The 21,717-nt window shown below is 69.5% G+C and carries 20 protein-coding genes and 1 pseudogene; 13 read left to right on the top strand and 8 right to left on the bottom strand.

The features are described 5' to 3' along the window. Positions 1-11 precede the first annotated feature (11 nt). The 4 genes from ACFYO0_RS04670 to ACFYO0_RS04655 are packed head-to-tail and all read right to left on the bottom strand — an operon-like array spanning position 12 to position 5,332. Positions 12-2,192 carry a hypothetical protein gene (locus ACFYO0_RS04670; RefSeq protein ID WP_388670481.1) on the bottom strand — a complete coding sequence of 727 codons (2,181 nt, stop codon included), beginning with the start codon at positions 2,190-2,192 and terminating at the stop codon, positions 12-14. Continuing rightward, positions 2,189-3,109 carry a carbohydrate ABC transporter permease gene (locus ACFYO0_RS04665; RefSeq protein WP_388670478.1) on the bottom strand — a complete coding sequence of 307 codons (921 nt, stop codon included), beginning with the start codon at positions 3,107-3,109 and terminating at the stop codon, positions 2,189-2,191. The genes ACFYO0_RS04670 and ACFYO0_RS04665 overlap by 4 nt, the downstream gene beginning before the upstream one ends. Then, the gene (locus tag ACFYO0_RS04660) at positions 3,106-4,047 is read right to left on the bottom strand and encodes a carbohydrate ABC transporter permease (RefSeq protein ID WP_388670474.1); all 942 of its coding nucleotides are present in this window, start codon (positions 4,045-4,047) and stop codon (positions 3,106-3,108) included. The genes ACFYO0_RS04665 and ACFYO0_RS04660 overlap by 4 nt, the downstream gene beginning before the upstream one ends. A 58-nt stretch (positions 4,048-4,105) precedes the next feature. Continuing rightward, the gene (locus ACFYO0_RS04655; protein ID WP_388670471.1) at positions 4,106-5,332 is read right to left on the bottom strand and encodes an extracellular solute-binding protein; all 1,227 of its coding nucleotides are present in this window, start codon (positions 5,330-5,332) and stop codon (positions 4,106-4,108) included. Positions 5,333-5,629: 297 nt separating this feature from the next. Here ACFYO0_RS04655 and ACFYO0_RS04650 point away from each other — a divergent pair, with 297 nt between their 5' ends. Continuing rightward, positions 5,630-6,415 carry a FadR/GntR family transcriptional regulator gene (locus ACFYO0_RS04650; protein ID WP_388670468.1) on the top strand — a complete coding sequence of 262 codons (786 nt, stop codon included), beginning with the start codon at positions 5,630-5,632 and terminating at the stop codon, positions 6,413-6,415. A gap of 33 nt (positions 6,416-6,448) precedes the next feature. Here ACFYO0_RS04650 and ACFYO0_RS04645 read toward each other — a convergent pair whose 3' ends face one another. Then, entirely contained in the window at positions 6,449-7,657 is a 1,209-nt protein-coding gene (locus ACFYO0_RS04645) for a mandelate racemase/muconate lactonizing enzyme family protein (protein WP_388670465.1), read from the bottom strand. Positions 7,658-7,840: 183 nt separating this feature from the next. Between ACFYO0_RS04645 and ACFYO0_RS04640 the strand changes: the two genes are divergently transcribed. Further along, positions 7,841-8,602, top strand: coding sequence for an SDR family NAD(P)-dependent oxidoreductase (locus tag ACFYO0_RS04640; protein WP_388670462.1), 762 nt, complete (start codon positions 7,841-7,843; stop codon positions 8,600-8,602). Between the two features lie 332 nt (positions 8,603-8,934). On the opposite strand, the gene ACFYO0_RS04635 is transcribed toward ACFYO0_RS04640, so the two are convergent. After that, complete coding sequence (locus tag ACFYO0_RS04635; protein ID WP_388670459.1) at positions 8,935-10,182, bottom strand: MFS transporter; 1,248 nt, start codon at positions 10,180-10,182, stop codon at positions 8,935-8,937. Between the two features lie 561 nt (positions 10,183-10,743). On the opposite strand from ACFYO0_RS04635, the gene urtA reads away from it, so the two are divergent. From urtA to urtE, 5 genes are all read left to right on the top strand, one after another. Continuing rightward, entirely contained in the window at positions 10,744-12,000 is a 1,257-nt protein-coding gene (gene urtA / locus ACFYO0_RS04630) for an urea ABC transporter substrate-binding protein (protein ID WP_388670455.1), read from the top strand. Between the two features lie 99 nt (positions 12,001-12,099). Further along, positions 12,100-12,996 (top strand): urea ABC transporter permease subunit UrtB, encoded by an 897-nt coding sequence (urtB, locus tag ACFYO0_RS04625; RefSeq protein WP_388670452.1) that lies wholly within the window; start codon positions 12,100-12,102, stop codon positions 12,994-12,996. Continuing rightward, positions 12,993-14,120 carry an urea ABC transporter permease subunit UrtC gene (gene urtC / locus ACFYO0_RS04620; protein WP_388670449.1) on the top strand — a complete coding sequence of 376 codons (1,128 nt, stop codon included), beginning with the start codon at positions 12,993-12,995 and terminating at the stop codon, positions 14,118-14,120. The genes urtB and urtC overlap by 4 nt, the downstream gene beginning before the upstream one ends. Beyond that, a complete protein-coding gene (urtD, locus tag ACFYO0_RS04615; protein ID WP_388670446.1) occupies positions 14,117-14,902 on the top strand; it encodes an urea ABC transporter ATP-binding protein UrtD in 786 nt (261 codons plus the stop codon). Before urtC ends, urtD begins: the two co-directional genes overlap by 4 nt. Next, positions 14,902-15,594 (top strand): urea ABC transporter ATP-binding subunit UrtE, encoded by a 693-nt coding sequence (gene urtE / locus ACFYO0_RS04610; protein WP_388670443.1) that lies wholly within the window; start codon positions 14,902-14,904, stop codon positions 15,592-15,594. The genes urtD and urtE overlap by 1 nt, the downstream gene beginning before the upstream one ends. Here urtE and ACFYO0_RS04605 read toward each other — a convergent pair. Next, a pseudogene (locus tag ACFYO0_RS04605) lies at positions 15,584-16,177 on the bottom strand (RNA polymerase sigma factor); the annotation flags it as partial. The gene urtE and the pseudogene ACFYO0_RS04605 sit on opposite strands and share 11 nt — an antisense overlap. A 156-nt stretch (positions 16,178-16,333) precedes the next feature. Between ACFYO0_RS04605 and ACFYO0_RS04600 the strand changes: the two are divergent. From ACFYO0_RS04600 to ACFYO0_RS04575, 6 genes are all read left to right on the top strand, one after another. Further along, positions 16,334-17,377 (top strand): acyl-CoA dehydrogenase family protein, encoded by a 1,044-nt coding sequence (locus ACFYO0_RS04600; RefSeq protein WP_388670440.1) that lies wholly within the window; start codon positions 16,334-16,336, stop codon positions 17,375-17,377. A 210-nt stretch (positions 17,378-17,587) separates the two neighbouring features. Next, positions 17,588-18,040, top strand: a complete 453-nt coding sequence (locus tag ACFYO0_RS04595; RefSeq protein WP_388670437.1) for an SPW repeat protein — start codon at positions 17,588-17,590, stop codon at positions 18,038-18,040. 146 nt (positions 18,041-18,186) lie between these two features. Beyond that, on the top strand, positions 18,187-18,759 hold the full coding sequence (locus ACFYO0_RS04590; RefSeq protein ID WP_388670434.1) for a GNAT family N-acetyltransferase: 573 nt from the start codon (positions 18,187-18,189) through the stop codon (positions 18,757-18,759). 94 nt (positions 18,760-18,853) lie between these two features. Then, positions 18,854-19,426 (top strand): hypothetical protein, encoded by a 573-nt coding sequence (locus tag ACFYO0_RS04585; RefSeq protein ID WP_388670431.1) that lies wholly within the window; start codon positions 18,854-18,856, stop codon positions 19,424-19,426. Between the two features lie 30 nt (positions 19,427-19,456). Continuing rightward, the gene (locus ACFYO0_RS04580) at positions 19,457-19,720 is read left to right on the top strand and encodes a GlsB/YeaQ/YmgE family stress response membrane protein (protein WP_388670428.1); all 264 of its coding nucleotides are present in this window, start codon (positions 19,457-19,459) and stop codon (positions 19,718-19,720) included. 121 nt (positions 19,721-19,841) lie between these two features. Continuing rightward, positions 19,842-20,723, top strand: coding sequence for a GNAT family N-acetyltransferase (locus ACFYO0_RS04575; RefSeq protein ID WP_388670425.1), 882 nt, complete (start codon positions 19,842-19,844; stop codon positions 20,721-20,723). 30 nt (positions 20,724-20,753) lie between these two features. Here the strand turns inward: ACFYO0_RS04575 and ACFYO0_RS04570 are convergent, their stop codons facing one another. Beyond that, complete coding sequence (locus ACFYO0_RS04570; protein WP_388670422.1) at positions 20,754-21,542, bottom strand: GNAT family N-acetyltransferase; 789 nt, start codon at positions 21,540-21,542, stop codon at positions 20,754-20,756. Between the last annotated feature and the right edge of the window lie 175 nt (positions 21,543-21,717).

Genomic DNA, 21,717 nt, shown 5'->3' with positions numbered 1-21,717 from the left:
GTCTTCCGCCGTCAGGCATCCGCCTCCACGAGGACCGGAGCGCCGTCCGGCAGGTCGAGCCGGAGCCCGCCTGCGTCCGTGGCCGTCACCGGGGCGCCGTCGACCCGTACCCCACGGCCGAAGCGTGCGGGCAGACGGAGTCGTCCGGGCACGGTGCCCGGGCCCCGCCGGAGGACTCGTATCCCCAGCCGGTCCTCCTCCGCGTGGACGTCGAGGTCGAGCCGGCCGAAGCGGGTAGGGGTGCCTTCGACGTGGATCTCGGCGCCCGGCCGGAACCAGTGCGCGGGCGCCGCGGGCAGCAGGTCGAGGCCCGCGCCGCGCTCGAAGACCAGCAGGTGGCGCACCAGACGGATGAACTCGGCCGACGCCCAGTTGTGCGGCATGTCCCCGCAGATCTGGAGGTGCCCGCTGCCCGTCAGTGGCTGTTCCTCCCGCCAGACGCGGGTCGGGGAAGCGTGGTTGGCGAAGGCATAGAGGTAGTCGGCCGCCTTGTCGGGGCGATCCGCGTAGAGCCAGGCGTGCGCGGCGAAGGACGCATGGTACGTCCACACCGCCTGGTGCGGCAGCCAGCCGGTGGTCGCCGGGATGCCCTGCTCGTCGTCGCGGGCCTCGTACAGGTCGAGCAGGTCGCGCACCACCTCGTCGTCGGCGGCGAAGACCTCACCGGGCCAGATGGCGTGGCACAGCGCCCAGGTCGCGGTCTCCGGCCGGATGCGGCGCCAGACCGGCACCTCGCTCTCCGGGAGATGCGGTACGAACTGGTGCTCGCCGCTGCCCGGCAGGTTCATCGGGAGGTGGCGCAGACCGTCCTCGGTCGTGCGTCGCTGGACCTTGGCGGAGCGCTGGAAGGCCCCGAGCAGGCTCTCGAAGAGGTCGCCGAAGCGTTCCGCGTCGGCGCTCTCGCCGAGCATGCGGGCGCCCGCGACCGCGTACCGAAGGCCCGTCAGGATCCACATCGTGGTGGTGTACTCGGCGCGGCAGCCGCCGAGCCCGCCGTCCCCGAACGCCTCGGGCAGCAGGCCTCGGAGGGGGTGGTCGGCGGGCAACTCGGCCGCCTGCTCGCGCAGTTCGGCGATGTGCGCCACGGCTGCCCGGACGGTGGGCCAGCGACGACGCAACTCCTCGGCGCCACCGGTCAGTTCGGCCTGTCGTACCAGCGTGGCGATGGCGATGCCCGTCTCCTTGACGTACGGCTCACTGTCCAGCTGCACGATGGAGCCGTTCGGCCTGACGCGTCGCATCAGCACCTCGAGACCGGCGTCAGCGGTGTCGTCCAGGCCCAGATAGCGCGCCGCCTCAAGCAAGAAGTGGCCGTCGACCAGCCAAAGCCCCCGGTAGATCGTCGGCCCGACGTGCAGCACCGGCAGATCCTGCTCGATCTCGCGGGCCTGGAGCATATTGCGGGCGCAGGCGGTGAGCATGTCCTGTACGGCTGCGTCGGGCACGCTCAACGGCAGCCGCTGGACGTCGAGTTGGTCCCAGTAACGGCGTTCCGCGTCGAGTGCTGCGCACGCCCGGTCGAGGTCCATGTCGCCCTCGGTAAGCGGGACGACGACCGCCCCGCTCACGCTCTCGCCGCCCCGCAACAGCACCGGCCGGGTGACCAGGCCGTCGGCCGGACGAAAGCCCCGGGCGGAGCCGCCGACGAGCGGATGCCCGCAGGAGAGCAGTCGCCAGGCATCCGGAGGGGCGGCGTCGACGGTCGGCAGTCCGTCCGTCCAGTCCGGGGTGGCGGGCGCCTTGTCCACGGGTACCGCGTACACCTCGTGGCGGGATCCGGTGCTCGCGAGCGTCTCCCCGCGCAGATGCGAGTCGATGTGCAGACCCGTGAGGAGCTCGTCCACGCCGGGCGCCGCCCTGACGGTCCACAGGACGACGTCGTACCGGGCCGAGCCGTCGTAGTGCGCGAAAGTGATCAGTTCGAGCGTCTGGTTCGGATACGCCACGACCGTACGGACTATGGCGCGCCGCGCGCTCTCGGTCTCCTGGCTGATCCGGACCGGGCGGTGCGTGGTCTGCGCGGAGAACTCCACCGTTCGGTCGAATGACCAGGCGTCGAAGCCGCTCGCGTGGAAGCCGTAGAGGAGAGCGCCGTCCTCTCCTACGAGACTCTTGTGCGGGTCGTCCGGTCGGCACAGCAGTGTCCAGGAGGAGGTTGGCGCGTGCCTGAAGTCAACGGTATGGCTGGTCACTTGACGGCTCCGGCGGTCAGGCCCGACACGATGCGGCGCTGTGCGAACAGCACGAGCAGGACGACAGGCAGGGTGATCAGGACGACCGCCGCGTCGATGCGGTTGTAGAAGACCTGGAACTGGCTCTGTCCGAGGTTCACGATCGCCAGCGGCGCGGTGAACTGCTCAGGGGTCTGCAGGAAGGACTGGGCGAACGCGAAGTCGTTCCAGGCCAGGATGAAGGAGATGATCGCGGAGGTGAAGACCGCGGGCATCGCCACCGGGACGACGATCCGCCACAGCACCTGCAGGCGGCTCGCTCCGTCGACCATGGCCGCCTCCTCCAGGCTGCGCGGCACCTGGTCGAAGAAGCTCTTCAGCAGCCAGGTCGCGATCGGCAGCGTGTAGACCATGTACGCGAGGATCAGCCCGCCCGGTGAGTCCAGCAGGCCGAGGTTGCGGTAGACGAGGAAGAGCGGGCCGACCATGGCCAGTACCGGGAAGAACCCTGCGAACAGTACGAAGCCGAGGACCAGCCCCGCGCCGCGTACCCGCAGCCGGGACAGCGCGTAACCGGCCAGCGTCGCGCACACCACCGACAGCGCGGTGCTGACCAGGCAGATGATCAGGCTGTTGAGAAGCGGGCGCAGGAAGTTCTGGTCGGAGAGGTTGTCGCCGTAGCTGGAGAACGTGAGGTGCTTGGGCAGGAAGCCGGTGACTCCCTCGGCGAACTCCTGCGAACTCATCAGCGAGGTCCGCAGGATCCACAGGAACGGGAACAGCGAGACAGCGACGATGACCGCCACGAGCAGGCCGAATCCCGTACGCCGCCAGGCCGCGGCCCTTCGGCGGCGGACTCGCCCGGACCGCCGGGCGTGCCGCTGCTGCGCCGTCGGCGCCGGGGCGGGGCGCCGGGCCACGTCGAGTTGTCCGGTCATCGGGTCGCCTCCCGGCTGCTGTCGCCGCCGTCGCCGTTGTCGGAGCGGAAGATCCTTACGTACCCGGCCGCGACGAGCAGTGACAGCACGACGAGTACGACGGAGACTGCGCCGCCCGTACCGAAGTTGGTCTCCACCAGGAACTCGCGCCAGTTGATGTAGGAGAGCGTCTCGGTCGTGCTGCCCGGACCGCCACCGGTGAGGATGAAGACGACGTCGAAGACCAGCAGCGCGGAGAGCGTACGGAAGATCAGCGCCACCAGCAGGGCCGGTTTGAGCAGCGGCAGGGTGACGCGCCAGAAGGCCTGCCAGGCGTTCGCGCCGTCGATGCGGGCCGCCTCGTAGAGCTCGTCCGGGATCACTTGGAGCCCGGCGAGCAGGATGATGGCGACGAACGGCACGGTCTTCCATGCGTCGGTGATGCCGATCGCCACCCATGCCGTCCACTCGCCGCCGAGCCAGTTGGTGTCCGCGCCCGGCAGGTTCAGGGCGCTGAGCGCCTGGTTCACGAAGCCGGTCTGCGGGTCGAGCATCGTCTTCCAGGACGTGGCCGCCACCACCGTGGGGACGGCCCACGGCACCAGGACGGCGGCACGCACCCAGCCGCGGCCGCGGAAGGGGCGGTGCAGTACGAGGGCGACGACGAGCCCGGCGATCATCTGGGTGAAGACGGATACCGCGGTGTATACGAGGGTCCGCAGGAGCGCCTGCCGGAACGCCGGGTCGGCGAAGACCTCGCGGTAGTTGCCGAGGCCCGCGAATCCGCTGACGGTGGGATCGGCGAGCTCGACGTGGCGCACCGAGTTCCACAGGTTGTACGCGAGCGGGAACGCCGTGACCGCGAGCAGGATCACGAGGGTCGGCGCCAGCAGAAGCCAGCCGAGCCGCCGGTCCGCCGCCGCGGCGCTCCCCCCGCCTCCGGCCGGGGGGACCCCCATCTCGCCTCGCTCGCGCCGCGGCGGCGGCCGGTTCCCCCGTGGGGAGGCGGCTACACCGCTAGCCATTGGCCGCGTCCCGGACCTTGGGAGCCGCGTCGGACAGCGCCTTGTCCGGTGCGCTCAGGTTCGACACGACGGACGACAGCATGGTCTGCAACTGGTCCGAGACCTTGGGGTAGTTGGGGGAGACGGGCCGCTGGACGGCGACCGCGGCCACCTTCTCGACCTCCTTGAAGTACGGCGCCTCCTTGAAGAGCTCGGCGCTGTACGCGGCCTTCACCGACGGCGGATTGCCGGCCGCCAGCGCCCGTGTCACCTGGACGTCCTTGCTGGTGAGGTACTGGACCAGCTTCCAGGCGGCCCCTGTGTGACTGCTCCTGGCGTTGACCGCGAGCATCTCGGCGCCGAGCGTCGCGCCCTTGCCCGCGAAGGGCACGAAGCCGACCTTGCCCTCGGTGGGCGTGCCCTTGGTGGTGGAGAAGACGAACGGCCAGTTGATCGCGAACGCCGCCTGGCCGGAGCTGAAGGCCTGCTGGACCTCGCCCTCCTTCCAGCCGGTGACCGCGCTGGGCGAGATCTTGTACTTGCGGACTGCGTCGTCCATGAACTGCATGGCCTGCCGGTTCTGCGGAGTGTCGAGGTTCTCCGGGTCGAGCTTGCCGCCGAAGCCGCCGGCCATGGCCATGAACGCGGTGACCACGCCTTCGTACTTGGCGCCCTCGAAGGCCAGCCCGTACTTGAGCTTCGAGTCCTTCTTCATCGCCTCCTGAGCGGCGGTGACGAGCTCGTCGGGCGTCGTCGGGGGCGCCTTGACCAGGTCCGTGCGGTAGAAGAGCCCCTCGGTGTTGACGAACCAGGGCACGGCATACGTCTTGCCCTCGTACTCGCCCGCGGTCAGCGAGGCCGGCAGGAAGCCGGACGTGTCGACCTTCACCTTGGCCAGGTCCAGCAGCCAGCCGGACTTGGCGAAGGAGGCGGCATAGATGCCGTCCACTTTGAAGACGTCGGGCGCTCCGGAGCCGGCGACGAGCCGCTGCTGGATCTGCTGCTGGTATTGCGTGGCATCGGTGGAGAGCACCTGCACATTGACCTTGATCTTCGGGTTCGCCTTCTCGAACGCCTTGATCGCAGCCTCCGTGGCCTTGCCCTCGGGTCCCAGCCCGGTGAGCGCGACGGTGATCGTCTCCGTGCCGTCGGCGCTCGTCGTACCGCTACCACCACCGCAGGCGGCAATCAGCGAGACCGAAGCCGCGAGCGCGACTCCTGCCAGTCGTCGACGCGGCATCCGCCTTGGCGAAGTGGAGGCTCTCATGTCGTCCCACGACCTTTCTCGGAGCGGAGCACGGCGCTTTGTCGTTCCAGCGAGGCAGTGTGGTCTAACTGGTCTGACCAGCCTGCCCGCGGGCCACACCTTCCCATCGGGGTCAGGGGGCGTCAAGGCGCGCTGCGCAAGATATTTGGCGGCGCGAGCGGAGGGCTCCGGGGGCGGTCTGGGACCCTGAGGAAGCCGATTCCAGCTCTGACCTTTGGTCTTACCGGTCTATCCTGTTCAGGAAAACCGCCCGGAGAGGAAGTCGACACCATGCCATCGGACTTCACTGCGAACGCAGCCGCTCCACCGCTGTATCCCAACCAGGACGCCGTGCTGGCCCAGTTGGAGCGCCGGATCCTCAGCGGAACCCTTAGCGTCGGCGACCGGCTGCCGTCCGAGCGGAGTCTGTGCACCGAGTACAACGTCAGCCGACCGGTGATACGGGAGGTGCTCCGGGGCCTCCAGGAGCGGGGCTACATCGAGATCCATCCGGGCCGCGGCTCGTTCGTCCGGGCCGTGGGGGCGAGCGACCTGGCCCGGCCGCTGGCCCGGATGGCACAGCGCACCGGGGTCACGCCGCGGGATCTGGTCACCGCGCGCACGATGCTGGAGTGCGAGGCGACGGCGATGGCCGCCGCACACGGCAGCGACGAGCAGATCGATCTCGTACGGCAGGCGCTGGAGGCCCATCAGGCGGCCCGCGACCTGACCTCCCTGGCGCGCACCGACCTCGCCTTCCACGAGGCGGTGGCCCACGCCAGCGGCAACCCGGTGATCGCGGTGATGTTCGGCTCCATCCGGACCCTGGTCTACGGGCTCATGCTGCGCAGCCTGAGCGACCGGGCGGTCCTGGAGGCGGGCGACCCGTGGCACCAGACGATCTACGAGGGCATCGCACGCAGGGATTCCGAGGCGGCGCGCGCGGCCATGGCGGAGCATCTGCGACTGGCGCTGGACTTCTACGGGGCGGACCTGGATACACCGCTGGGTGACGTGCTGGCCCGGCGGGGCATCCAAGTGGCGCGACTGGACGACGAGTTGGCGGGCCTGCACTGAAACTCGTGTCGGAGAGGTCGAGGGCTCGCCCCGTCACCCGCTCACGTTCAGCCGGGACACCCGGCGGCTGGTGCCCGCGGCCTCCAGGTGTTCCGCACGCAGCGCGACCCCCAGCCCGGGTGCGGCCGTCGGCGCCACCCACCCGTCGACCGGCACGGGCAGCCCTTCGGCCATGAGCCCGTACCAGCTGTGGTGGAAGGCGCGTACGGTCTCGGCGATCAGTCCGTTCGGCTGGCTCGCGATGAACTGGACGGTCGTGGCGAACGACACCGGTCCGGTGCAGTCGTGGGGCGCGACAGCCACGCCGTATGTGTCGGCGAGTGCGGCCACCTTGTGCGCCTCGGTCAGCCCGCCCGTCCAGCTGATGTCGATGAGGGCCACATCGATCGCGCCGCTCTCCAGCAGCGGCTTGAACGCCCGGCGCCCCGCCAGGGTCTCCCCCGTCGCGATCGGCACCGAGGTGCGGCCACGCAGACTGCGATAGCCGTCGATGCCGTCGGGCCGCAGCGGATCCTCCACCCAGAACGGCTCGATGTCCTCCAACGCGGTCAGGATCTCGACGGCGGCCTTGACCGACCACAGTCCGTGCAGCTCGACGAGGATGTCCATACGGTCCCCCGCGGCGCCCCGGATCTCCTCCAGCACCTTCATGCCCTGCCGGATGTCCGCCGGCGAGACGTGCAGCCCGCCGGTCCGCTCGGCGGCGGAGTCGAAGGGCCAGACCTTCATCGCTGTGATCCCCTCCTCCAACAGGGAGCGGGCCAGTTCGCCGGGACGGTGGAGGAACGCCTCCAGGTCCTCGTAGCGGTGGGACTCCTCGGCCAGCCCCCAGTTGGCCGAGGACTGACGCCCCTCGTCGCGGATGTAGCCGGTGCCCGCGCATGTGTTGTAGACCCGCAGCGACTCCTGGGCCGGACCGCCGAGGAGCGCCGTGACAGGCAGCCCCGCGCGCTTGCCGAGCAGGTCCCAGAGGGCGATGTCCACCGCCCCGTTGCCGCGGGTCTCCGCCCCCGAGCCGCCGAAGCCGACGTACGGCGCGAGCAGCTTGGCCACCCGCTCGGGAGCCGGATCCGCCAGGCCGAGCAGCACCGGGGCGACCGACTCGTGGAGGTACGCCTCGACGGCCTCCGCTCCCCAGAAGGTCTCACCCAGTCCCTGCAGTCCCTCGGAAGTGTGGACGAGGACCTGACAGACGTTGGGCTGGACTTCCGAGCGCACGGTTTCCAGGGCGGTGATGCGCATGATCGTCCTCCATCTGGTCATGCCGGTCTTACCAGTCAGCCTGGAGCCTGACCGAGACTTGGCCCCGCGTCAAGCGCGCCTCCCTGTACGGAACCCCTGACGCGCCCCTTGACACGCGGCGGGCGTGGCGGGAGAAAGGAGGACGGTCGGTCTGACCAGTTAGACCAATGAGAGGACGCCGAGGTGCCCCAGGATCTTGTCGGCCGACACGTCGCCATCACCGGCGGTGTCGGCGACATCGGCCTCGCCATCGGGTACGAACTCGCCTCCCGGGGCGCCGACGTCGTACTGATCGACATCGTCGACGAGGTGGCGGCGTCGACTCGTATCGCAGATGTGGGCGAGGTGGCCGGCACCCTGCGCTACGACCTGGCGGACACCACGGACCCGGACGCCCTCACGGCCGCGCTGGCCCGTGTCGACGGACTGGACACGGCGATCGGCAACGCGGGCATCGTCCGCTCCTCCCCCTTCCTCAAGATCACGTCTGAGGACTGGCAGGCCCAGCTGGACGTCAACCTCACCGGCGTCTTCCAACTGACCCAGGCGGCGGCCCGCCAGATGGTCTCCGACGGCACCGAAGGCCGCATCATTCTCACCGGCTCCTGGATCGGCTCCGTACCGTGGCCCGAAACCACCGCGTACTCCGTCTCCAAGGCCGGCCTCGAGATGCTCACCCGTTCCGCCGCCCTGGAACTGGCCCCACACCGCATCCGCGTCAACGTCCTCGCGCCCGGGATCGTCGACGCGGGCCTTGCCGCACGGCAGTACCGGGAGGAGCCGCAGTACCGCGAGCGTGTCGACCGGGCGATCCCCCTGGGCGAGATGCAGACCACGCGACAGGTCGCCCGGGTCGCGGGATTCCTCTGTTCACCGGCAGCCGACTACATCACCGGCACCGCCCTGCTGGCCGACGGCGGTTGCTCTCTCATGTCCGGCGGCTGACCGGACCGGGGCGCGTGCCGGCAGCCACTTCCCCAGCCCTCGGCTGACGGCACGCGCCCCCGCGTGCCGCTCAGCTCGCGGGCGGCACCACCGAGGAGTGTGCTGCGGCGATTGACGTCATTCGATTCGGGCTGCACCGGGATCTGCGGAAGATGCGCCAGGACTTCAGCCGTGCGACGCCGCGTTCGACCGGTGCCCGTGCCGTGGACGGTGCAGGGTTGACGGTTTCCTGGGTCGGTATGAGGTCGCGGCCCGGCGGGCTCGGACCCGCTGGGCGGACCATCGTGCCCGAACACCACCCACCTGTGTTTGTTGACGCCTCAGAGTCGAGCTCAGCCAGGCACCGGATCTTCGGAGGCGGGCAGCGGTTCTGCGGTCTTCGGGACCAGCGCGCGGATGGAGGGGGTGGCGACCATGGCGAGGGTGGCGAGGAGGATGAGCGCGGCAGCCGCGTAGAGGGTGGCTTGAAGGCCGAGGAGGAGTACGGCGGGACCGGCGGCGAACTGGGCGAACGGGAGCGCGAGGTAGGAGCCGAGGTCGTCGTAGGCGTAGACGCGGGCAAGGCGGTCCTCGGGGATCTGCTCGTTGAGGGTCGAGTACCAGGCGACGCCGGCCTGCTCGATACCCACGCCCGCCACGAAGTTGGCCACGACCAGCAGCCAGGTGTACGGAGCGAGCGCGAGCAGCAGCGGGATCGTCGCCGTCAGGCCCATCAGCGCGCAGCCGACCAGGACCGCGCGCCGGGGCCGCCATCTCAGCGACAGTACGCCGCCGGCGACCGCGCCGAGCGAGCCCGCCGCAAGGGCCAGGCCCCAGCCGCTGCGGCCGATCCCTGTGGTGTCGGCGACGGCCGGGCCGAGGACGGTGAACGAGGCGGTAAGGCCGGCGTTGAGGAAGCAGAAGGCCACCACGATCACCCACACCCAGCTGCGGGAGGTGAACTCTTGCCAACCGACGCGCAGTTCATGCACGAGGCCGGGGCTGGGCGCGGGCGGCGCGACCTGGATGCGGACCAGCGCGAAGGACGCGGCGGCGAGCGCGAAGCTGAGCGCGTCGACGGCCAGGCCCCAGCCGGGGCCGACCGCGGCGACCAGTACGCCGCCCAGCGAGGCGCCCACGATCAACGCGCTGCTGCCCGCGATCCGGGAGAGCGCGAGGGCGGCGCGGCGGGACTCGGCCGGCACGGTCTGGGGCAGCAGGGCCTGGGCGGCGGGCTGGTAGCAGGAACTTGACGCCCCGTTGACCGCGGCGAGCGCCATGAGCAGGGGAATGGCGGCGCTGTGGGTGAGGACCAGGGCGGCGACCACCGCCTGGCTCGCGGCGCTGACCACGCTGCTGCCGACCAGCAGCGGGCCGCGCGGCAGCCGGTCCGCCAACACCCCGCCGTACAGCAAGAAGAGGATGCTGGTGAGGGAGTGGGTGCCGACCACCAACCCGAGCGAGCCGACCGAGCCAGTGGCGTCGAGCACGGCGAAGGCCAGGGCGATCGGCGCCATTCCGTTGCCGAGCAGGTTGGCCGTCGTACCGATGAAGAGCTGACGGAACGGGCGGTGGCGCAGAGGCGCCAGGGCGGCAGGCATGCGCCTGATCGTCGGGGCTGGGCAGCGCGCCCGGCAACGGGTTTTAGGACCGGCACCGGGCCAGGTGTGCGGCTGCCCACTGAGGTCTTTCGGCGTGGCTACTGATCGGGGGCGACGTAGGCGTCCGCAACGGACGAGGCTCCCGTGCCGTTGAGGGAGGTGTTCGACGTCTCAACTCGCCAGCGCAGGAGCCTAGTTGGATACCTATCCTGCCGCACTCGACCTGCCCCACGCCCTGGTTCGAGTGGGTCGCCCGGATCGAGTCGGCTGTAGTCACGGGGGATCTGTGCGAAGAGCGGCTGCCGACCTGCGCGAGACTACGCCGAAGCCTGGGCCTTGACATGGCCGCGCCTTCGTGAAGATACTTCGCAAACGAAATATCTAGAATGCCTTGAGCGAACTGTGAATTCATACACAGAATTCCGCTCGGGGCATTTTTGTTTCCGCCGAGAGCTGGAAGATACAGCCGAGAAAGTCAAGTGAAACGCCTCGGAAACGAGGCGACTTGAAGCTGTGGACCGCACTTCACGAGCTTGTCCTTCATGGGACGAGGAGGTCCTTTTGTCCAGCGGTTCCAGAATTTTCCGACGCCAGATAGTGGCGGGCGCGGCGGCGCTCGCGGCCGCTGTCGCGTTGTCCGCGTGCGGCGCCAAGACCGACGCGGGGGGCTCGTCCGACAAGGCGGCCCAGGCGGACACGAGCGGTGACACCGTCAAGGTCGGCCTGCTCAACTCGCTGTCCGGCACGATGGCGATCAGCGAGGTGACCGTACGCGATTCGCTGAAGCTGGCGATCGACGAGATCAACGCCAAGGGCGGCGTGCTCGGCAAGAAGATCAAGCCGATCAGCGAGGACGGCGCCTCCGACTGGCCCACCTTCGCCGAAAAGGCGAGCAAACTCATCCGGGAAGACCGGGTCGTGGCCACCTTCGGCTGCTGGACCTCCGCGAGCCGCAAGGCCGTGAAACCCGTCTTTGAGAAGAACAAGTCCCTGCTGTTCTATCCCGTGCAGTATGAGGGACTTGAGGAATCCCCGTACATCTTCTATACGGGTGCCACCACCAACCAGCAGATCGTCCCGGCGCTCGACTACCTCAAGAGCCAGGGCAAGAAGTCGATTTACCTCGTCGGCAGCGACTATGTCTTCCCGCGGACCGCAAACAAGATCATCAAAGCGTACGCGAAGGCCAATGGCATGAAGGTGCTCGGCGAGGACTACGCGCCGCTGGGCTCGACGGAGTTCAGCACGATCGCCAACAAGGTGAAGGCGTCGAAGGCCGACGCCGTCTTCAACACCCTCAACGGCGATTCGAATGTGGCCTTCTTCAAGGAGTACAAGTCCGCGGGCCTGACCGCCGCGAGCATGCCGGTGGTCTCGGTGTCGATCGCCGAGGAAGAGGTCAAGTCGATCGGATCGCAGTATCTGGCGGGCCAGTTGACGGCCTGGAACTACTACCAGACGACCGCGGGCGCGGCGAACACCGAGTTCGTGAAGGCATACAAGGCCAAGTACGGCCAGGACAAGCCGACCAGCGACCCGATGGAGGCGGCGTACACCTCGGTGTACCTGTGGAAGGCGATGGTCGAAAAGGCCAAGTCGTTCGACCCGGAGAAGGTCAAGGCGGCCTCGGACGGCATCACCTTCGACGCCCCTGAGGGCAAGGTCACCGTCGACGGGGCGTCCCAGCACATCTACAAGACCGCCCGGATCGGCAAGATCGGCACGGATGGGCTGATCGAGCAGGTGTGGGACTCCGGCAAGGCGATCAAGCCGGACCCGTACCTGAAGGGCTACGCCTGGGCCTCCGGCCTTTCCTGACGCTCCCTGACCAGCCGTCACGCGGAGGCCCGCTTCGAGGAGTTGAAGACTTCGAAGCGGGTGTCCCCGTGCCCCGCCGCCTTCTCCCGGAGCCGCCGTATGACCGTGATCCTCGGTCAGACTTTCACCGGCATCAGCATCGGTGCCGTCCTGCTGCTCATCGCGCTCGGTCTCTCACTCACCTTCGGCCAGATGAACGTCATCAATATGGCCCACGGCGAGTTCATCATGGCCGGCGCCTACACCACGTACGTCCTCCAGAAGTCCATCACCAGCGCCGGTCTGTCGCTGCTCGTCGCGCTGCCCGTCGCCTTCCTGGTGACGGGAGCCCTCGGCGCGCTGCTGGAGTGGCTGCTGATCCGCCGTCTGTATCTGCGCCCGCTCGACACGCTGCTCGTCACATGGGGTGTCTCGCTGATGCTCCAGCAGCTCGCCCGGGACATCTTCGGCGCGCCGAACGTGCAGACCCGCGCGCCCGACCTGCTCACCGGGAACATCACGCTCATCGGCGGTGATGATCCGCTCACGGTCGCCAACAGCCGCCTGTTCATCCTGGGGTTGGCGATCGCGGCGGTCGTCGCGCTGTCGCTGACCCTGCGGCTGACCCCGCTGGGCCGCCGGATCCGCGGCGTCGTACAGAACCGCGATCTTGCCGAGGTGTCCGGCATCTCCACCGAACGCGTGGACCGGACCGCGTTCTTCATCGGGTCCGGGCTCGCCGGAGTCGCCGGAGTCGCGCTGACGCTGGTCGGTCCGATCGGTCCCACGATGGGCACCAACATCATCATCGACGCCTTCCTGGTGATCGTGGTCGGCGGCATCGGACAGCTCAAGGGCACCGTGATCGTCGCCTTCGTGCTGGGCGTCCTGCAGTCCGTCCTCGAGTACTCCACCACCGTCAGCGTCGCAAAGGTGCTCGTCCTCGTGGGCATCGTCGCGTTCCTCCAGTGGCGGCCCCAAGGGCTGTACACCCTGCGTACGAGGAGCCTCGTATGACCGACTCTCGTATGCCGCTTCGCGGTCTTACGCCCCTTGTCAAGGGACGCTCCGCGCGGGCCTGGGCCGGCTTCGCCGCGGCCGCCGTGGCCCTGTTCGCCCTCGCCCCGCTGACCCTCTCCGACTTCCGGCTCGGGCTGCTCGCCAAGTACCTGTGCACCGCGATGGTCGCCGTCGGCATCTGCCTCGCCTGGGGGCGCGGCGGCTTGCTCACGCTCGGGCAGGGCGTCTTCTTCGGGCTCGGCGGCTACGCCATGGCGATGCACCTGAAGATCGCCGACGCGGGCCCCGGCAACCTCCCCGACTTCATGCAGCTGTACGGCACCGCCACCGAACTCCCCTGGTGGTGGCAGCCGTTCGCCAACCCCGTGTTCGCGCTCGCCGCGACCGTACTGCTGCCGATGCTCGTCGCCGCGCTGCTCGGTTCGTTCATCTTCCGCCGCCGGGTCAAGGGCGCGTACTTCGCGATCCTCAGCCAGGCGCTCACCGCCGCCTTCGCGATCTGGCTCATCGGCCAGCAGGCCACCACCGGCGGCACCAACGGGCTCACCGACATCCAGGGCTTCTTCGGCTACGACCTCAACGACCCCGTCAACCAGCGGATGGTGTACTTCGTCATCGCCGCCGCCCTGCTGCTCCTGATCGCTCTTGCCCGGCAGCTGATCCACAGCCGGTACGGCGAACTCCTCGTCGCCGTACGGGACTCGGAGGAGCGGGTGCGCTTCCTCGGGTACGACCCGGCGAACGTGAAGCTCGTCGCGTACGTCGTCGCGGCCGGCATGGCCGGGCTCGCGGGCGCCCTGTTCGTGCCCGCGGTCGGCATCATCTCGCCCGCGATGATCGGGATCGTGCCGTCCATCGAGTTCGTCATCGGCGCGGCTGTCGGCGGACGGGCGAGCCTGGTCGGCGCGGTGCTGGGCGCGATCGGTGTCGCCTGGGCCAAGACGGCGCTGTCGGAGGAGTTCCCGGCGGCCTGGACGTACTTCCAGGGGCTGCTGTTCATCGTGGCCCTGGCGTTCCTGCCGGGTGGTCTCGCCTCGCTGGTGGGGATGGTACGGCGGCGCAGGGCGTCGCGTGCGAGTGAGAAACCGTCAGCCGCCCTTCCTGTGGGAGAAGCAGCATGAGTGAGCTCTCAGGTCTTCGGATACGGCAACTTCGGGTGTCCTTCGACGGATTCAAGGCCGTCGACGGCGTGGACCTGGACGTACAGCCCGGCGATCTGCGCTTCCTCATCGGGCCGAACGGCGCGGGCAAGACGACGCTCGTCGACGCCGTCACCGGCCTGGTGAAGGCGGAGGGTTCGGTGCTCTTCGGGGATGAGGAACTCCTTGGGCGCAGCGTCCACAAGATCGCCTGGTCGGGCATCGGCCGTACGTTCCAAACGGCAACGGTCTTCGAGGAGTTGACGGTCCTTCAGAACCTGGACATCGCGGCGGGCGCCGGACGCGGGATGCTGACGATGCTGCGGCGTCGCAGGGGCGTTCCGGAGTCCGTCGCGCGGGCCTTGGAGACGGTGGGACTCACGGAGCTCGCCGAACATCCGGCCGGAACCCTCGCGCACGGCCAGAAACAGTGGCTGGAGATCGGCATGCTGCTCGTGCAGGACGTACGGCTGCTGCTGCTCGACGAGCCGGTCGCCGGGATGAGCCACGACGAACGGCAGGCCACCGGCGAGCTGTTGGAGCGGATCAGCGAGGAGCGGACCGTGGTTGTCATCGAGCACGACATGGACTTCATGCGGTCCTTCGCGCGCAGCGTCAGCGTGCTGCACGCGGGCAAGGTGCTGAGCGAGGGAACGGTGGCCGAGGTGCAGGCGGATCCCAAGGTGCAGGAGGTGTACCTCGGGCACGCGGCCGCCGGGGACGCACTCGATCCCGCGGCCCCGGCGGCCGTACAGGAGGCGTGATGCTGGAGATCGACAACATCCACGTCGGCTATCACCGCAGCACCGTCCTGCACGGGGTCTCCGTCGAGGTCCCGAAGGACGGCGTGGCCGCCGTGCTCGGGCACAACGGCGCCGGCAAGAGCACCCTGCTGCGGGCCGCCGTGGGACTGCTCACCCCGTCGAGCGGCGCGGTTCGCTTCGACGGCGAGGACGTCACGCGGCGCAAGCCGCATGAGCGTGTGGCGCGCGGCATGGCGTACGTACCGCAGGGTCAGCAGGCCTTCCCCCACCTCACGACCGCCGAGAACCTTCAGCTGGTGGCGGACGGACGGCGGCACGGCAAAGCCGCGATCGCGGAGGCGCTGGACCTGTTCCCGGCGCTGCGGGCACTGTCGAACCGGCGGGCGGGGCTGCTCTCGGGCGGTCAGCGGCAGCAGCTCGCCATCGCCCGGGCCCTGGTGACGGAGCCTCGGCTGCTGCTCCTCGACGAACCGACCGAGGGCATCCAGCCGTCCGTCGTGGCCGAGATCGAGGACACGATCCTCGCGCTGGCCGCCCGGGGCGGGCTCTCGGTGCTCCTGGTCGAGCAGCACGTGGGCTTCGCGATGCGGGCGGCGCAGCGGTACTTCGTCCTGGAGGCCGGGCGGGTCACCTCGTCCGGGGAGGGCGGCAAGGAGGCCGAGTCGGCGGTGCGGGAGGCGCTCAGCGTGTGAGTTCCCTCCGGCGACGGTCGAGGAACGCACGTTCCGCCGCGCTCTCGGTGAGCGCGATGGCCGCCTCGTACTCCCGCACGGCCTCCGTGTCGCGGCCCAGGCGGCGCAGCAGGTCGGCGCGGACGGCGTGAAGGACGCGGTAGTCGTCGAGGTCGAGGGCATCCACGAGACCGAGGGCCTGCCGCGGGCCCTCGGTCTCGGCCACGGCGACGGCCCGGTTCAGGGCCACGACCGGGTTCGGGGCCAGAGCCAGGAGATGGTCGTAGAGCTGCCGGATCTGATTCCAGTCCGTGGCGTCCGCGGTCGGAGCGTCGCTGTGGACGGCCTGGATGGCGGCCTGGACCTGGTACGGGCCAGGTTGGTTCCGGCGCAGGCAGCGGCGGACGAGTTCCTGCCCCTCGGCGATCAGGTCGCGCTCCCAGCAGGCGCGGTCCTGCTCCGGCAGCGGCACCAGCACGCCGTCGTCGTCCCGCCGGGCATCCCGGCGCGACTCGATGAGGAGCATCAGCGCGAGCAGGCCAGTGGCCTCGGGCTCGTCCGGCATGAGCTCGGCGAGGAGGCGGCCGAGACGCAGAGCCTCGGCGCCTCCCGGCCCAGCGGCTCACCGACGGGCTGCATCACGCTGAGCAGGTAGTACTTCATACCGACCTCCTTGGTGCCTTGGTGCTCTTCCACCCCCTGCACGAACGGCACACCCCGGGATCGACGCCCCGCCCCGCAATTCCGCGAGAATCTCTCCATGACCATGGCGCCCCATCCCCTCGTCACCCGTGCCCACCGGCTCGCGCACGACCTTCTCGCCCCGCATGCCGAGCGGGTGGACCAGGAGACCGTGCCCGCCGGCCACATCGACGCGCTCAGGCGGTCGGGGCTGCTCGGAGTGGGCGCGCCGACAGAGTACGGCGGGGCGGCGGCGCCCGCCCCGGTGGCACGGGAGACCGCGGAGATCCTGGCCGGGGCGTGCTGCTCCACGTGGTTCGTGCAGACCCAGCACCACACGCCCGTGAAGGTGCTCGCCACCTACGACTCACCCGTACGGGAGAAGCTACTGCGCCCCCTGGCCACGGGCGAGCTGCTGGCGGGGATCGCGTACGCCCATGTCCGTGCCTTTCCACGGGTTCCCGTACGGGCCGTGCCCGAGCTCGGAGGCTGGCGGTTCGACGGCACTGTGCCCTGGTACACGGGCTGGGGGCTGAACGACGTGATGCTGCTCGCCGGCGTGACGGACACGGCCGAGGTGGTGTTCGCCTTCACCGAGGCACGCGAGCAGCCGGGGCTGCGCCCGTCGCCGCCGATGCGGCTCGCGGCCCTGACAGCAGCCCGCACGGTGTCCGTGGAGCTGGAAGGCCTGCGGGTGCCGGAAGAGTCGGTCGCCCTGCGGGTGCCGTACGAGCGGTGGTCCGTGACCGACCGCGCGAAGACGGTGAACACGTCACCGGCGGTGTTCGGCATCACCGAGGCGGCCCTCTCTCTGCTGGACGACGACACCGCCGCCTCGCTGCGCACGCGCCTCGACGAGGTCCGCCGCCGGTCCTACACCCTGGCCGACCACCCGGTACCGCACGAGCACCTGGACGAACGACTGGCTCTGCGCACCCAGGCCTACGACGTGATGCGCACGGCCACCACCGCGGCGGTGGTGACGGGAGGCGGGCGGGCGATGGCCTTGACCAGCAAGGCCCAACGCCTGACAAGGGAGGCGATGTTCCTCCTGGTCCAGGGCCAGACCACCGAGACGCGGGCGGCGCACCTTGCCTCGTTGGCGTTCAGCGCATCGGCTTGAAGCCCCTCCCCCACGACGACCCCTGCGTGCCGCCCCACGACTCGTCGGTGGCCTTGAAGGGGACGACGTCCAGTCACCGTTGCTTCTTCCCCTCCAGCCCCGCCGACCACTACACATAAAGAAAAAATAAGCGCAGAATGTATGTACGCGGCCCCTTACCGCATACCGCACCAGAGCGGTCAGATCTGCGGAGAACAAAGGAGACCAGTCATGGCCGACGTCTCACGCACCAGAGCTGACATCACCACTCACCCAGACGCAGGCGAAATGCGGGAACGCTACGCCCGCATGCTTGGTGGTCGCGATGTGGCGCTCGTGGACGGACCGGTGTTCCTGCTCGGTCTGTACTGCGCTGCATCCCCGTGGATTCTCCACTTCACGACAAGCCAGCCCGCACTCGTGACGCACAACCTCATCATGGGCATCGCGATAGGTCTGCTGGCACTCGGATTCACCAGAGCCCCGGAACGGATGTACGGCCTGAGCTGGGCGATGTCCGCCATCGGCGTGTGGCTGATCATCTCGCCGTGGGTCGTGGGCGAGAGCCCCGACGCGGGCGTCATAGTCAGCAACATCATCATCGGCGGCCTCGCCGTCGTGCTGGGGGCTGTGTGTGCGGCCGCATCGGCGAAGAGCACGCCGAAGGCATACGAGCAGCGGTAGGAGGACGTCTGCACGGATGAGGGAGGTCGGCCGGTCCGCGGGTACATGTCGCGGACCGGCCTCCTCATGAGGTCTCCGCATGTCAACGGGTGCTTGAGGCGACATGCTCCCTTGGCCGCCCACGCGGCGTACGGCATGATCCACGCATGGACATCGGACCGACGCTTGCCCTGCCGCCTCAGCTCCGCCTCGAAGGGGACGGGATCCGACTGCGCGAGTGGTCGGAGGACGATGTGCTCGCTCTGGTCGAGTTGTACGACGAGCCAGAGATGGCCCGCTGGACGCCCGTGGCCTCGCCGTTCGACATCGCGGCGGCTCAGACGTATCTCGCAGAGGCGTTCGCGGCACGTACTCAGGGGCGCAAGGTGCAGTTCGCGATCACCACGGACGGTGTCGTTCCGCGCGGTGAGGTCCTGCTGTTCCGCAACCAGAGGGACGAACGGGACGTAGAACTCGCCTACGGCGTCGGCGCCGCCCACCGCGGCCAGGGCCTGGCCTCCAGAGCCGTACGCCTCGTATCGGACTACGCCCTGCGCCACACCGGCGCACGACGCCTGGTCCTGTGCATCGAGGAGGGCAACACGGCGAGCAGAGCGGTCGCGCAAACCACCGGCTTCACCCTCGTCGACACCGACCCCGTCCTGCGCGTGTCGAGGGGCCGGGAGGTCCACCTGCAGACCTGGGCGCGCACCAACCGCACCGAACCGCTGGCCGACTGACCGACTGGTCGGCTGGTCGGCTGGCCGGCTGGCCGGCTGGCCGCTCGGCGAATCTCGGTCGCGTGGCGTACGCCCGGTCGGGCACGCTGCTCGCATGGTTCATGCGGAGGTTCTGCTCATCGGTGGGCGCGCGGGGGTCGGCAAGTCGACGGTGGGCTGGGAGGTTTCGGATCAGCTGAGGAGGGCGAAGGTCGCGCATGCCCTCGTCGAGGGCGACCTGATGGGGCAGGTGCATCCGGCGCCGGAGGGCGACCCGCATCGGGCCCGGATCACCGAGCGCAATCTGTCGGCGGTCTGGGGAAACTTCGCCGAGCTCGGCCATCGGCGCCTCATCTACACGAACACCCTGAGCGTGCTGGCCTCGGCCGCCGGCATCTTCGAGCGGGCAATGGGAGCGGACGTACGGATGATACGAGTGCTCCTCACCGCCACCGATGTCACCGCCGCCAAGCGGCTGGCGGGGCGGGAGATCGGCTCGGAACTGGAGCGGGAGCTGAAGAGCAGCGCTTACAAGGCACGGTTGCTGGACGAGCGTGCGCCCGCGGCCACCGTGCGCGTGGTGACCGACGATCGCTCCGTGGTCGACATCGCGGGCGAGGTGCTTGACGCCACGGGATGGCTCGTAGGCGGAGCCGGGAGTGCACTCACCGTTACGGGGCACTCATAGCAATAGGGAGTATGACGAAGAGGGGCTGAGATGGAGATCTCGGGCATCATCAGTGCCATCGTGATCGGCATCATCATTGGTGTGCTGGGCCGGCTCGTCGTTCCGGGCCGTCAGCGCATCGGGATCCTTTGGACCATCCTGGTCGGTATCGGGGCCGCGCTCGTCGGATCGGGCATCGCCTCGGCGTTCGACGTGGCGGACACCGAAGGGGTGGACTGGATCGAGTGGCTGATCCAGATCGGCCTCGCGGCGGTGGGCGTCGCCGCCCTGGACCGGTCCAAGGCACGCCGCTGACCACAACGGCCTGCCGCACAGAACCAGCGCAAAAACTGTTGCACGCCGGTCTCCGTCACGGTTGGCTCCTGCGGGATCACTGATCGACTTCACCACCCGCAGCCCACGTGACGGAGACCTCGTGCCGCCTCGCATCACCGCGCTCACCGACCCCGAACCCTCCCCGTCCAGCTGGCGGCGGGCCTGGCTCGCGGCCGACGACGAAAGAATGCCGGTCGGGTCCGCCTTTCTGCGGCTCTTCACGAAGGAGGGGCAGCGGCATCTCGCGGAGCTCGAAGTCGCTGTGCACCGGGCCGAGCGGCGCCGGGGCGTGGGCACCACTCTGCTGGACGCGGCCGTCGCGGCGGCGCGGCACGAGGGGCGCAGGTCGGTCCTCGCGCAGGCCGAGGAGGGGTCCCCGGGCGACGGGTTCCTGGCGGCGCGCGGCTTTCGCCGGGTGCTGGCGCTGACGTACGCCCGGCTCCCGCTGGCCGACGCCGACCTCACCCGGATCGACGCGATAGCCGAACAGGCCCATGACGGCTACCGGTTGACCGAGTGGGAGGGCACCGTGCCGCCCGAACTGGCGCGGACGTACGCCGAGTCGCGGCGGGCCATGGACGACATGCCGATGGAGGGCACCGACCACGGCACGGTGGTGTGGGACGTGGAACGCGTGGTGTCGGCGGCCGAGGCGATCGCCAAGCGGGGCGATCTGCTGCACACCGTCGCCGTGGTGGATGCCAGGGACGGTGCGGTGGTCGGTTTCACCGAGCTGGTCGTGCCCGGCGACGGGCAGGGCGACGGTCAGCACTACGGAACCGCCGTACTCCCCGAACACCGCGGACACGGCCTCGCCCGCTGGATGAAGGCCCACTCCATCCGCCTCGCCCGCCGACGCCACCCCGAGCTCGGCGCCCTGCTCACCGACACGGCGGACAGCAACACGCCCATGCGCCGCGTCAACGACACCCTCGGCTATCTGCCCACGCTCAAGGCCGTGGAGTACCAGCTGGACCTGTGAGACAGCGACGCCTCGCGTGTGACAGGGACGTCAGCGCGAGGCGTACACGTACGGCGTCGTCGTGGTCAGCGGTACGAAGCCGAGTCGCCCGAGGATGGGGCGGCTCTGGTCGGAGGCGTCGACCTGGAGGTAGCGGTAACCGCGGTCGGCGGCGATGCGGGCCCGGTGGGCGACGAGGGCGCGGTAGATGCCGCGGCCACGCCAGGCCGGGACGGTACCGCCGCCCCACAGGCCCGCGAACCCGACGCCCGGCGTGACCTCCATGCGGGCAGAGCTCACCGGCACGTCACCGGCGAGGGCCACGACGGCGACGACCGTGTCCGGGTCCGCGTCGAGCTGGGTCAGCAGCTGGTGGCGGAGCTGGGAGCTGTCCGTGCCGAAGGCCTGCTCGTGTACGTCCACCATGAGGTCGACGCCCGCTCGGTCGGTGACGGGGCGGAGTTCGATGCCCTCGGGCGGCTCGGCGTCGAGGCGGAGCTCGCCACACTCGGCGATCATCAGCGTCTCCTCCGGTTCGGGGGTGAACCCGGCCCCGCGCAGCCGCCCGCCAAGGTCCGCGGGCCGGTCGTGCCCGTACAGTTTCCACTCGAACTCGCGGCCGAGGCCTGTGAAGTACCGCACCTGGTCGGTGATCACCGCGTCAACGTCGGCCTCCGCCAGTCCCGACAGATGAGACCAGAGGACACCGTTCCAGCCCTGCTCGGATCCGATCTGCCGCACGACTCCGTCAGCATGCTCAACCACGGCACCGGGGCCGTCGGGCCGCGCTCCTTCGCGCATCTGCCGGTCGAACTGGGCCAGTACCTCTGCATGATCCATACCGGCACTCCACCACGCGCGGGCCGACCGGACAACGGAATTCCATGCCCGCGGAGACTGGCTTCGGCCGGGCGGGCCGGGGGCACGGTTTCAGCCACCGCGTGTCTGCCGAGCCAGATGTGAACGTCTCACACCAACGCGCCGTATGTGACAGTGGCGGGCGGGAGGAATCAGT

The sequence above is a fragment of the Streptomyces sp. NPDC006365 genome (genome assembly GCF_042870755.1).
GTDB classification, from domain to species: domain Bacteria; phylum Actinomycetota; class Actinomycetes; order Streptomycetales; family Streptomycetaceae; genus Streptomyces; species Streptomyces xiangluensis.
This window is presented reverse-complemented; position numbering and strand designations above follow the sequence as displayed.